The sequence below is a fragment of the Stenotrophomonas sp. TWI377 genome, from assembly GCF_039674525.1.
Lineage (GTDB): Bacteria > Pseudomonadota > Gammaproteobacteria > Xanthomonadales > Xanthomonadaceae > Stenotrophomonas.
Genome location: NZ_JBDJNT010000007.1, coordinates 77,113 through 89,415, shown reverse-complemented (window position 1 = coordinate 89,415; position 12,303 = coordinate 77,113). Strand labels below are relative to the sequence as shown.

Sequence of the window (12,303 nt, the reverse complement as noted above, 5' to 3'; positions counted from 1 at the left end):
CTCCAGTCAGGTCAGGCGGGCAGCCACGCGCGCCACGGCAGGCGGGTATCGCCCAGCGCGATGAAGTCGCCGTTCAAGAGGCTCTCGCGGCGGTTGTAGCGGAACGGCTTGCCGGTCTCGGCCGAGAGCACCGCGCCCCCGGCGGCGTGCAGCACGCACTGCCCGGCGGCGGTGTCCCACTCGGAGGTCGGGCCCAGCCGCGGGTACACGTCCAGCGTGCCTTCGGCCAGGCGGCAGAACTTGAGCGAGGACCCCTGTGCGAGCACCTCGATATCGCCCATGCGATCCAGCAGCGCCTGCGTCTGCTCGCTGCGGTGCGAGCGGCTGGCGGCCACCCGCAGCGGGGCCGAAGCGGGCGTGCGGGTGCGCAGCACCGAATCGCGCATGCCGTCGCGGCGGTAGGCGAGTTCGCCGCGCATCGCATGCCATATCTGGCCGCTGGCCGGGGCGAGCACCACGCCAAACGCCGGCGCGCCCTGGTAGATCAGCGCGATGTTGACGCTGAACTCGTCGTTGCGTTTGACGAATTCGCGGGTGCCATCCAGCGGATCGACCAGCCAGTAGGCGCCCCAGTGCTGGCGGATCTCCCACGGCACCTGCGCCGATTCTTCGGAGAGGATCGGCAGCTCCGGGGTGAGCTGGGCCAGCCCACGCTCGATCACCTGGTTGGCGCCGAGATCGGCTGCCGTGACCGGGCTGTGGTCGGATTTGATTTCCACATCGAACGGCGTGGCATACACCGCCATGATGGCGGCGGCCGCGTCCTGGGCGATGGCGATGACGGTTTCGCGCAGATCCGTCGTGAGTTTGATCATTCCTTCCGCCCCAGCCACTCGCGTGCGATGAACAGCGCCGCCAGCGATCGGCCTTCGGAGAAATCCTCGCGCAGCATCAACTGGTCCAGATCGGCCAGCTTCCACGGCACGACCTCCAGCTCCTCCGGTTCATCACCGACCAGGCGCTCGGGGTACAGATCCCGCGCCACCACCAGCCAGGACTGGTGGCTCATATAGGTGGGGGCCAGGGTCATCGCGCGCAGCACGTCGACCCGGCGGGCGCCGTAACCGGCCTCTTCCTTCAACTCACGGTCGGCGGCCTGCTCGGGGGTTTCGCCGGCATCGATGCGGCCTTTCACCAGTCCCAGCTCATACCGGTGCATGCCGGCGGCGTATTCACGCACCAGCAGCACGGTCTCGTCATCGAGCATCGGCACCACCACCACCGCGCCGTGACCGCGGGTCACCAGCCGCTCGAAGCGGCGGCGTTCGCCATTGGAAAACTCCAGATCCAGATGCTGGCGCTGGAACGGCCCGCTTTCCTCGTCCGTGATCTGGTGGATGATGGGCAGGCGACGGCTCATGCGAGCATCTCTAGAATGGGTACTGGTGAAAACGTGTTCATGAGCCCGAAATGCTAGCAGACCCAGCCCCCCTCACGCTGGCCGATCAGTGGCGGCAACGCGATCTGGCCGTGCTGTGGCACCCGTGCACCCAGATGCGTGAGCATCCCGACACCCTGCCCCTGCTGCCGATCGCCCGCGGCGAAGGCCCGTGGCTGATCGACCATGACGGCCATCGCTATCTGGATGCGGTGAGCAGTTGGTGGACCAATCTGTTCGGCCATGCGCAACCGCGCATCGGTGCGGCCATTGCCCAGCAGGCCACCCAGCTGGAACAGGTGATGCTGGCCGGCTTCAGTCATGAGCCGGCGGTACGGCTGGCCGAGCGCCTGCTGGCGATCGCCCCCCGCCAGGCCGGGCGCGACCCGCTGGCCAAGGTGTTCTATGCCGACAACGGCTCGGCCGGGGTGGAAGTGGCGCTGAAGATGGCGTTCCACTATTTCCGCAACCGTGGCGAGAACCACCGCACCCGGTTCGTCGCGCTGGAGAACGGCTATCACGGCGAAACCCTGGGGGCGCTGTCCGTCGGCGATATCCCGCTGTATCGGCGCGTGTATGCGCCGCTGCTGACCGAGGCGCTGTTCGCCCCGTCGCCCGACGCCTACCTGGCCGAACCGGGCCAGAGTGCCGCCCAGCGCGCGCACCAGGCGGCCGATGCACTGGCCACGCTGTTCGACCAGCACCCGGGCGAAATCTGCGCGGTGATCCTGGAACCGCGCCTGCAGTGCGCCGGGGGCATGCGCATGTACGACCCGGTCTATCTGCAGCGTGCGCGCGCGCTGTGCGATGCCAATGGTGCCTTCCTGATCGCCGATGAGATCGCCACCGGCTTCGGCCGCACCGGCACGATGTTCGCCTGTGAGCAGGCCGGGGTGATGCCGGACCTGCTGTGCCTGTCCAAGGGCCTGACCGGCGGTTTCCTGCCGCTGTCGGCGGTGCTGGCGACCCAGGCGCTTTACGACGCCTTCCTGGATGATTCACGCGAGCGCGCCTTCCTGCATTCGCACAGCTACACCGGCAATCCGCTGGCCTGCGCCGCCGCGCTGGCGACCCTGGATATTTTCGCCGACGAAGACGTGATTGCACGCAACCGCAGCACTGCCGAGGTGATGCGCACCCTGGCCGCACCGTTCGCCGACCACGCGCATGTCGCCGATGTACGCCAGGCCGGGATGGTGGTGGCCTTCGAGCTGACCCGCAACGGCGACAAACGCACGCCATTCCCGGCCGAGGCCCGGATCGGGCTGCATGCTTATAAAGCGGCGCTCAAACGCGGTGTGGTGCTGCGCCCACTGGGCAATGTGCTGTATTGGATGCCGCCGTACTGCGTTGAGGATGAACACTTGGACCTGCTTGCCCTGACCACCCTCGCCGCCATCGACGAGGCCATCGCATGCGCGTGACCCGCAGCCATATCGACCATCCGCTGGCGGTCGGACAAACACTGGCACTGCCCGAAGACGCCGCCAACCATCTGGTGCGCGTGATGCGCCTGCGCGAAGGCGATGGCTGCGTGTTGTTCAACGGCGATGGCCAGGACTACAGCGCCACCCTGGTGACCGTCGGCAAGCGCGATGCGCAGGTACGGATCGAGGCGGCCACAGCGCTGGACAACGAATCGCCCTTGCACATCACCCTGCTGCAGGGCATTGCCCGCGGGGAAAAGATGGACCTGATCCTGCAGAAGGCGACCGAACTCGGGGTGCAGGCCTTCGTGCCGGTCAACGCCGAACGCACCGAAGTGAAGCTGGATGCAGCGCGTGCCGAGAAGCGACTGGCGCACTGGCGCAGTGTGGTGGTCTCGGCCTGTGGCCAATCCGGCCGCGCCCGCGTGCCGACCGTGGCCGCGCCGCGCTCGCTGCAGGACGCCGCCAACGCGGTCCCGGCCGAGGCATTGAAATTGACCCTGGATCCACAGGGCGAGCATCGCTTGTCGACGCTCTCGGCCGCACCGGGCGGGGTGGTGATCGCGATCGGCCCGGAAGGCGGCTGGTCGCCGCGCGACCGCCAGGCGCTGGCCGCGGCGGGCTTCCAGGGCTTGCAGCTGGGCCCGCGCGTGCTGCGCACCGAGACCGCAGGCTTGGCGGCGATCGCTGCCGTGCAGGCACGGTTGGGCGATCTGGGCTGAAAAACAACGTTGTTCCTTCTGCCCCCTTGATTCATCTGGAGCCATGGCCCCCTTGAGTCAAGGGGGCGCGCCGGCAGGCGCGTGGATCTGGGAGATTGTGACGCGGGGGGCCCGCGGTTTGCGCAGCAAATCGCGGGGAGGTTTCGCGAATGCGCAACCTCACCCCGCCACGGGGAAGGATTCGTCCAGCGCCGCTTCCAGCGCGTCCAGGTCCGGCAGCAGCGCGCTCTGTTCGCCCAGCAGCACGCGCATGTGCACGCCCTGCGGCAGGGTTTCCTCGGAGGCGTCGGCCAACAGCCCGTCGCGCGGCACTGCGATCAGCTGCGGGAAGGTCTGGGTCAGCAGCGCGAAGTAGGGCCGGCGCGGATTGCCGCCCAGCGCCTTGAGCACGACAACCTTGTTGTTGGCCACCACCGGCTCGTCACCCTGCCCGGACAACCGGGCGAAGGACAGCAACGGCACGTCCCAGCCGTGCCAGGCGATCTGTCCGACCAGCCAGGCCGGCGCATCGGGAACGGTTTCGACCGGCACCTTGGACATCATTTCGGCCACGGTGGCGTTGGGCAGCAGCACGCGTTCGTGCCCGGCCTGGATCAGGACACCGCGGATTTCGTCGTTGCTGGCGTAGCTCATGGGTCTTCCTTCAAAGGTGCGTCGGCGCCACTCAGGCGTCCACGCCCCAGCGTGCGGCGATGGTGGCGGCCAACTGCGGCGGTTCCCCGGCGTCCTGCCCGGCAGCAACCACCGCACTGGCTGCGGTCGGGTCATAGCAGCCTTCGCCGATCTGACCGGCCACCCAGGCACCGGCGGCGGCCAGGGCGAGCACGGCGTCCACCTGGGCGGCGTCCGCCCCGCTGAGCAGGACCACGCCGCTGTGCGCGGCCGGCAATGCCTCGATCTGGATGCCGGCGGTGTCGGCGATGAACTGCAGGCTGCCCTGCCGCACGGCGATGCCGATGTCGTCGGGCAGGATGTAGGCATGGCCGGCTTCAACGGGCTGGGCGTCCTCGGCCAGCAGCACCGGCAGTGCGGACACCCGTGCCATCTGCTTGACCAGATTGCCGTAGCGGCCGCCGTCCAGGCGCATATGCACCAGGACGGCGGTGTTCAGCGATTCGGGCAGCGCGGCCAGCAGGCGGCGCAGCGCATCCGGCCCGCCGATGCCGGCCAGGACCAGCACCGCGCCCGCGCAGCCACCGGCGGAACCGGCCTCGGGTTCGAGCTCGACCAGTGACAGACGTTCGATGTCGAAGCGCTCCGGTGCCGGCGCCGTGTCGCTGATCGACGGGGGCGCCGCGACAGCACCGTCATCGTCCACCAGCGACCACCGGCGGTGATCGCCGATCGATACGGCAGCGGCCGCGGCGGGTGGTGCCGAGGCCGGAATCGTTGGAATCGCCGGTGCGATCGGCTCGGGCGCCACCGGCTGCAGCGCCGCCAGCGCCTCTTCCAGCGACACCGGCTCGTGCAACTCCGCCGGCGCCTGGTACAGGCCATCGGCCGGCACCTCGGCGGCCGCATCCTCGGCTTCGCGCAGATGGAACGCCAGCGGTGCGTCGGCATGCAGCTGCGCCGGGGTGACCGGCAGACCCGGTTCGGGCTGCAGCTGCTGGTCCTGTTCCGAACCCGGCGGCAGCACGTCCTGATGGCCGTGCAGCTTGGCCACCAGATGCCGTGCCCAGCGCTGCGCTTCCCAGCCGTCGCGGCGTGCAGCCAGCTCGGCTTCGTCGAAGATCAGGGTCAATGACGGCGAACCCAGCACCGGATCCAACCGCTCCAGGGCGTCTTCGATTGCCGGTTCCAGCGCGATCAGGACCGCACCGGGATCGGCATCACGCAGGACCTGCAGGTCGAGCGTGTTGGGGTCGTCCTCCAGCACCACGCGGGCGCCGGCATGGTCGAGCGCTTCGCGCAGGCGGTCGCGTGCCGGGCCGGAACGGGCCAGCAGGGCCACCGTCAACAGGGGATGGGCATCACTCGCGTGCACGGGCGATCCCCAGCAGGTCATACACGTTGCGCATCAGATCCAGTTCCTGGTACGGCTTGCCCAGGTAGCGCTGGACACCGAGTTCAAAGGCGCGTTGACGGTGTTTGTCGCCGCTGCGCGAGGTGATCATCACGATCGGCACACCCTGGTAGCGCGGGTCGGCGCGCATGACGCTGGCCAGCTCGTAACCGTCCATGCGCGGCATTTCGATATCCAGCAGCATCAGGTCGGGCACGCGCTCATCCAGGCGCTCCAGTGCTTCGATACCGTCACGGGCGACCGTGACCTCGAAGTTGTGGCGCTCCAGGATGCGGCCGGTGACCTTGCGCATGGTCAGCGAATCGTCGACCACCATCACCAGGGGTACATCGCGATCACTGACCTTGGCTGCGGCGGTGATCGGCTTGTGCGGGTTGGCCAGGTAGCGGCGCACCAGCGGGGCCACGTCCAGGATCACCACCACGCGGCCATCGCCGGTGATCGTCGCACCGTAGATGCCCGGCACCGAAGCGATCTGCAGGCCGACCGGCTTGACCACGATTTCGCGGTTGCCCAGCACCTGGTCGATCGCCACGGCCACGCGCAGGTCGCCAGCGCGGACCAGCAGCAGCGGCACCTGGGCCTGGCCTTCGGCGCGGGCCTGGGCCTGGCCGATCAGCGTCCCCAGATCATGCAACGCGAATTCTTCGCCACCGTAGTGGTAGCCGCCGTTGGCGGTTTCAAAGCGCTCGCGCGAGATCCGGCCGATACCACTGACCGAGGCCACCGGCACGGCAAAGGTGGTCTCGCCGATCTGCACGAACACCGCCTGGGTGACCGCCAACGTCTGCGGCAGGCGCAGGGTGAAGGTAACGCCCTGGCCGCTGACCGAGTGGATGTCCACCGAACCACCCAGCTGGCGCACTTCGTTGTGGACCACGTCCATGCCCACGCCACGGCCGGCCAGCTGGCTGACCTGGTCGGCGGTGCTGAAGCCGGGCGAGAAGATCATCGCATCCAGTTCGGCATCGCCGAGCACGGCATCGGCGGCGATCAGGCCACGCTGTTCGGCGCGGCGACGGATCGCCTCGCGGTCCAGCCCGGCGCCATCGTCGGCCACTTCCAGCACGATTTCCGAGCCTTCGCGACGCAGGCGGATGGCGATTTCGCCCTCCTCCGGCTTGCCCGCGGCCCGGCGCTGTTCCGGGGTTTCCAGGCCATGCGCCACCGAGTTGCGCAGCATGTGTTCCAACGGCGCGACCATGCGGTCGAGCACGTTGCGATCCAGTTCGCCGTGGGTCCCTTCGAGGGTGACGTGAACCTGCTTGCCGGTGTCCTGGCCGGCCTGGCGCACGACCCGGCGCAGGCGTGGCACGAGACCATCGAACGGCACCATGCGCGCGCGCATCAGGCCGTCCTGCAGCTCCGAACTGACGCGCGACTGCTGTTGCAGCAGCACGTCGTACTGGCGCGACAGATCGTCCAGCACGCCCTGCAGACCGCCCAAGTCAGCCGCGGACTCGTTCAGCGCGCGGCTGAGCTGCTGCAGCGTGGAGAAGCGGTCCAGTTCCAGCGGGTCGAATTTGTGATCGGCCTGGTCCTGCTCACGCTGATAGCGCGCCACGATCTGCGCTTCGGTTTCCAGATCAAGGCGGCGCAGCTGATCGCGCAGACGGGCATTGGTACGGTCCAGTTCGCCCATGGCGCCCCGGAAGGCACCGAGCTGCTGCTCCAGACGCGAACGGTAGATCGCTACTTCACCGGCGTGGTTGACCAGGCGGTCGAGCAGATCGGCGCGCACGCGCACCTGTTCCTGCTGCGGCCGCGGCAGACCATCTTCCTCGCTGACGGTTTCCAGCGGGACCGGTGCCGACAGCGGCGCCGCCACGAGCGCGGCGATGGCGGCCTCGACCTTGGCATCGCCGGACGCAAGCGGCGGCTCGGTGGTCTCGATCTGTTCCGGCTCGACACGGCCCTGGGTACGCTGCTCGAACGCGGCGATCAGGTCGTCGGGCATCGCCACGGTGCGGTGCTGCCCGGTCCGGGTCAGCAGCTGGTGCAGGCGATCAAACCCGCGCTCCAGCAGATGCACGTCGCTGCGGTCGATATCGGTGCGGTTGGCCGCGACGGCTTCCAGCAGCGATTCAATGCCGTGGCCAAGATCGCCGATCGGATTGATCCCGGCCATGCGCGCGCCCCCCTTGAGGGTATGCAGGTCGCGCTGCAGGCCGGCGATCACGTCGCGGTCCTGGGGCGCGGCACGCAGTTCGCTGATCAGGCCATCGCAGTGGTCGAGCAGGTCCTTGCCCTCTTCCACGAAGATATCGACCAGCTCCTGGTCGAGCAGGGTGAAATCGAGCGCATCGCCCGGCGCGAGGTCGGCGCTGTCGGTGGCGTCCACGGGGCGGACATCATCGGCTTCCGGGGCGGTCGTGAAGGTTGCAGCGGGTGCGTCCTCCAGTTCGAAGAAGCGCGCCGGGGTGGCCGCGTCGGCGGAGACATCGGGCGCCGTGGCCTCGATCGCCTCGGCGAACGCATCGGCTTCGCCGGTGTTCTCATCCGTGGCGTCCAGACCGAGCACGCCGGTATCGGAGGCATCCGGCGCATCGACGACGGTCAAACCGTCATCCACCGCCTGCTGGGCGTCCACCACCTCACCAAACGCCGGCGGCGGCGGCAGGACCTCATCCAGCGCGTGCGCGTCTTCCTCGCTGTCCGGATCGGTGTCGCTCCCGCTGTCGTTGGCCGCGTCATCGACGGCGACCGCGTAGTCGCTGCCCTGCTCAACGGCATGGGCATGGGCATCGACATCAGCGGCCGGACCGTCGGCGACGTCCACGGTCGCCGCTTCCACGCCGGACCGGGTGTCGGTCGCGGTGTCTGCGACGCCTTCGGCTTCGGCCCTGGCGTCCGTGTCCGTGTCCGTGTCCGTATCCGTGTTGGAGGCGGAGGCGGTTTCAGCGCCGACGTCGACCGGACGTTCCGGCGTGACCGGCTCGGCGAAATGATCGAAGTAACGTGAGAGATCCTCGGCCGAGGTCAGCTCGACTGCTTCCGGGCCTGCATGCACAGACGCCAGATCCGCGTCGGCCGGGACGTCCGGCGACGCCAGCGCATCTGCTTCGCGCGCGGTGTCCGGCAGCTCGGCATCAAAATAGGCGGACAGGTCGTCCGTGCCCGTCAGTTCCATGGCGATGAGGGCATCGTCGTCGGCCACAGCGACCGCGCGACCGGGCTCGATCACGCTCAGGCCATCGGCATCGATCCCGGCCTGCTGCTCGTCGGTAACCGTAGCGTCGTGCGCATCTGCTGCTTCGACGACGTCGTATGCCTCAACGGCCTCGACTGCTTCAACTGCTTCAACTGCTTCAACTGCTTCAACTGCTTCAACTGCTTCAACTGCTTCAACTGCTTCAACTGCTTCAACCGCTTCAACCGTATCCGCGTCTGCTGCCCTGCCCTCGACTGTATCCACGTCGATGGCAGCCGCTTCCACGGCATCTGCAGCCGTCGCTTCGTTGAATGCTCCCGCATCTGCCGCTTCAGTCGCCTCGGCGTACGGTTCGTCATCCACAAGGTCCAGATCGTCCTCGACCAGTGCCGGCCAGCGCGCTTCCGGCAACGTATCGGCCAGGGCAACCAGGCGGGCCGCCAACGCGTTCTGCACGGGCACCCGCGGCGCCTCGTCCTGCAGTGCCGCCATGGTGGTGGTGATCGCGATGCAGGTCTCGGCCAGCGCGTCCATACCTGCCGCGCTGGGCAGTACATCGGCGGCCAGGGAACGCTTGATGTAGCTTTCCGCCGCACCGGTGACCGCCGTGATCTCCGGCACGTCGGTCATGGCGAAGGCGCCGTTCATGGTGTGCACGGCGCGCAGCAGCCCGTCGGTCACTGGCTGCGGTGCAGCGGTGGCAGCATCCAGCCACGCCTGCAGCGTGGCCTGATGGACCTCGACCTCGGCTTCCAGGATCTCGCGCAGCACACTGTCGATATTGGCCGGTGTGCTCTCGATCATCGGCGCAGCGTCAGTCGTCCCACTGTCCACGGCCATCGCCACGGGCGCTGCAGCCGCACGCTGCAGCGGCACATGGAAGGTCTCCTCACCCGCGGCCACACGATCGGCGATGGCCTGCATGGCCTGCAGATCGGCGGTGACACGGCTGCCATCGCGCAGCGCGGCGTTGAGCTGCGGCAGCACCTCGTAGGCCTGGCCGACCAGGGCGACCACGGCCGGCGAGGCCGGACGGCTGCCGTCGAGCACGCGGTTGAGCATGCCCTCGATCTTCCAGCTGAACTCGCCCAAGGTACGCGCACCGACCAGCCGGCCACTGCCCTTGAGGGTATGGAACACGCGGCGGATCGGGCGCAGGCGGTCCAGGTTGTCCGGCGCGATGCGCCAGGCCGGGAGCAGGTTGCCCAGGTTCACCAGTTCTTCGTCGAACTCTTCGATGAAGACCTCGCGGATGTCCTGGTCGATGTTCTCGCCATCGTCCTCGAAGCCGGCCTCGATGCTGGTGTCGTCGGCGGCCACTGCCACTGCCGGGCTTGCCGGTGCAGACGCGGCCGGCACGGTACCGGTGTCGGCGCCTTCCGGGCGGAACTGCGCGGCGGCGGCGTCCAGTTCGGCCAGGAAGCGGGTGGATGCGTCGTCCAGTTCGATACGGCGGATGACCGCATCCTGCACGGCGGGCGGCGGCAGCGCGGCATCTGCCGCGGCCTGCGGCACCGTGTCGGTGCCATCGATGAACGCCTCGATCGGCTCGGCGACACCGTCGTCCGCCGAGGCCACCGGAATCTCCTGCAGGAACGTCGGCAGGGCCTCCACATCCACCGCGCGCTGCGCGAACGGGCTGGACGCGGCCGTCTGCGCGGCAACGCTATCGGTGTCGGTGTCGGTGTCGCTGTCATCGATCTGAAGCGACACCACGTCGTCGGCGTTGCGCAGGTCCTCATCGAAGGTGAAGTCGATCGGCTCGTCGCTCAGCTCCAGCATCTCGTGCTCGGCGGCCACCGGATCGAACCCGGCGCCCGTGGCCACGAAGGCCGGCATCTCCAGCGACACGTCGGAAACCTCGGGCGCACGCTCCGGCGTCGCCACATCCACCTCATCGTGCGCAGCATCGGCGTGCACGGAGGGCAGCGGCGCGACGTCCCACCCGGCGCCGGCCGGCACGTCGGCAATGACCGGATCGAAATGGGCAAACGTAGGCAGTTCGTCCACATCGTCATGGCTGGCCAGCGTCCACTGCGGCGCATCGGCGGCGACCGGGGCGGTGGAGGCGTCGAACACCAGCGCCACGGGTGCCATGGGCAGGGGGGCGGTGATCGTCGGCGGCGGATCGAAGGTGAAGTCCGGCAGCGGCGGCGGCAGGTTGGCCGGGCGCGGGATGTCAGCGGTGACGCCGAGCTGGATCGGCTCGGGTGCAGGCGTGTCCCACGGGGTGAGCTCGATGGGTTCGGCCGCGACCGGCAACGACTCCGGTCCGGTATCGGGGGTCGGCTGGTTGGCAGCCGGCAGCGGCCAGTAACGCAGGGTTTCCAGGCTGCTGCGGGTGATGTCCAGAATGTCATCGCGGCCCGGACGACGTTCGCGCAGGGCCTCGAGGTAATACTCCAGGCTGGCCATGGCGTCGGCCAGGGTGTCCAGCTGGCGCCCGCTGGGCACGCGCTGCTTGCCGAGCAGTTCAACGGCGATGTACTGGCGCACGCCCTGCAGGTAATCGGCCGGAACCGACAGATCCAGCATGCGCAGGGCACCGGCGACCTCGCCGAGCAGGCGCGGTACTTCCTGCAGCTGCTGGTGGTTCCAGTTGGTTTCGATGAAGGCGACGAAATGCTCGCGCGCCGCAGCGAAGTTGGCGATGGCTTCATGCGCCAGCACCTCCACCGTGCGCCGGTTCTCCACCGCGCTCGGATCGTCCTCGCCGCTGCCGCCGGCGCCCAGATGGGCGACCTGGTCATCCAGCGAGGCATCCACGTAAAGCAGCGCGCCGGCGATATCCAGCAGCAGCGTTTCATCGATCTGCTGCACGCCCTCGACCACTTCGCGCAGCGCATCGCGCTGCTGTACGACCACGCCGCGGGCCACGCCCAGGCCCATCATGCCCAGCGTATCGGCCACCGCGCCCAGCTCGTTGACCTGGGTCTGCAGCTGCACTGGCTCGCCACCGGTACGCAGGTGCAGGTCCAGCGCATCCTTGATGCGCAGCAGTTCTTCCTTGACCGCGTTGCCGACCGTATCGAGCAGTTCGCGGTTGCGCCCGCTCAGGCTGCCGCGCGCGTGATCCAGCTCGGCTTCGGTGGCGCTCGCGCTGTCCGGCGCGAAGGCGAACAGCACGCTCTCGTTGATGCCCGGGGCGGCGCGGGCCGACCGGATGTCATTGAGCAGCGGCAGCAGCACGATCGGAATATCGCGGTGACCGTTCTGCAGGCGCTCCAGGTAATCGGGCAACAGTACGCTGCCACGCATCAACGTGGCGCAGGCTTCATCACGGTCGGGCACCTCACCGGCACCGATCGCATTGGCCAACTGCTCCAGCTCCTCGGCCACCATCGCCGGGGCATACAGCTCGACCATCCGCAGGGTGCCCTGCACCTGGTGCAGGTAGCCGGCGCAGAAGCGCATCCGGCTGCCATCGGCAGGGTCTTCCACGTAGTACTCGACCTCGTTGCGCACCTGGCGCAGGGTCTCGTCCAGCTCCGGCTTGACCCAGCCCAGCGCAGCGTGGCTCATGGCATCGCGCAGCGTGCTCATGCCAGGTCTCCCGGCAGCTCGGCGCACATGGCGTGCGGTGATTTCTCGCGATGCAT

At 68.5% G+C, this 12,303-nt stretch carries 7 protein-coding genes; 2 read left to right on the top strand and 5 right to left on the bottom strand.

The window, feature by feature from the left end; all coding sequences use genetic code 11:
- Positions 1-11: 11 nt before the first annotated feature.
- Together cysQ and nudE are read right to left on the bottom strand one after the other, a co-directional pair.
- Positions 12-815: a 3'(2'),5'-bisphosphate nucleotidase CysQ gene (gene cysQ / locus ABE546_RS08430; protein WP_346463270.1), complete on the bottom strand. Its 804-nt coding sequence runs from the start codon at positions 813-815 to the stop codon at positions 12-14.
- Positions 812-1,360: an ADP compounds hydrolase NudE gene (gene nudE, locus ABE546_RS08425; RefSeq protein ID WP_121039027.1), complete on the bottom strand. Its 549-nt coding sequence runs from the start codon at positions 1,358-1,360 to the stop codon at positions 812-814. Before nudE ends, cysQ begins: the two co-directional genes overlap by 4 nt.
- 50 nt (positions 1,361-1,410) lie before the next feature.
- Here nudE and bioA point away from each other — a divergent pair, with 50 nt between their 5' ends.
- Both bioA and ABE546_RS08415 read left to right on the top strand, forming a co-directional pair.
- Entirely contained in the window at positions 1,411-2,802 is a 1,392-nt protein-coding gene (gene bioA / locus ABE546_RS08420; protein WP_313219740.1) for an adenosylmethionine--8-amino-7-oxononanoate transaminase, read from the top strand.
- The gene (locus tag ABE546_RS08415; protein ID WP_346463268.1) at positions 2,793-3,527 is read left to right on the top strand and encodes a 16S rRNA (uracil(1498)-N(3))-methyltransferase; all 735 of its coding nucleotides are present in this window, start codon (positions 2,793-2,795) and stop codon (positions 3,525-3,527) included. The genes bioA and ABE546_RS08415 overlap by 10 nt, the downstream gene beginning before the upstream one ends.
- Positions 3,528-3,686: 159 nt before the next feature.
- Here the strand turns inward: ABE546_RS08415 and ABE546_RS08410 are convergent, their stop codons facing one another.
- The 3 genes from ABE546_RS08410 to ABE546_RS08400 are packed head-to-tail and all read right to left on the bottom strand — an operon-like array spanning position 3,687 to position 12,247.
- On the bottom strand, positions 3,687-4,160 hold the full coding sequence (locus ABE546_RS08410) for a chemotaxis protein CheW (protein WP_121039036.1): 474 nt from the start codon (positions 4,158-4,160) through the stop codon (positions 3,687-3,689).
- A gap of 31 nt (positions 4,161-4,191) precedes the next feature.
- Positions 4,192-5,535, bottom strand: a complete 1,344-nt coding sequence (locus tag ABE546_RS08405; protein ID WP_346463266.1) for a chemotaxis protein CheB — start codon at positions 5,533-5,535, stop codon at positions 4,192-4,194.
- Positions 5,501-12,247 carry an Hpt domain-containing protein gene (locus ABE546_RS08400; protein WP_346463264.1) on the bottom strand — a complete coding sequence of 2,249 codons (6,747 nt, stop codon included), beginning with the start codon at positions 12,245-12,247 and terminating at the stop codon, positions 5,501-5,503. Before ABE546_RS08400 ends, ABE546_RS08405 begins: the two co-directional genes overlap by 35 nt.
- Positions 12,248-12,303 lie beyond the last annotated feature (56 nt).

Bases quoted from the DNA above. Each gene is read 5' to 3' on its own strand.
- cysQ (WP_346463270.1), bottom strand. From the start codon at position 815: ATGATCAAACTCACGACGGATCTGCGCGAAACCGTCATCGCCATCGCC.
- nudE (WP_121039027.1), bottom strand. From the start codon at position 1,360: ATGAGCCGTCGCCTGCCCATCATCCACCAGATCACGGACGAGGAAAGC.
- bioA (WP_313219740.1), top strand. From the start codon at position 1,411: ATGCTAGCAGACCCAGCCCCCCTCACGCTGGCCGATCAGTGGCGGCAA.
- ABE546_RS08415 (WP_346463268.1), top strand. From the start codon at position 2,793: ATGCGCGTGACCCGCAGCCATATCGACCATCCGCTGGCGGTCGGACAA.
- ABE546_RS08410 (WP_121039036.1), bottom strand. From the start codon at position 4,160: ATGAGCTACGCCAGCAACGACGAAATCCGCGGTGTCCTGATCCAGGCC.
- ABE546_RS08405 (WP_346463266.1), bottom strand. From the start codon at position 5,535: ATGACCTGCTGGGGATCGCCCGTGCACGCGAGTGATGCCCATCCCCTG.
- ABE546_RS08400 (WP_346463264.1), bottom strand. From the start codon at position 12,247: ATGAGCACGCTGCGCGATGCCATGAGCCACGCTGCGCTGGGCTGGGTC.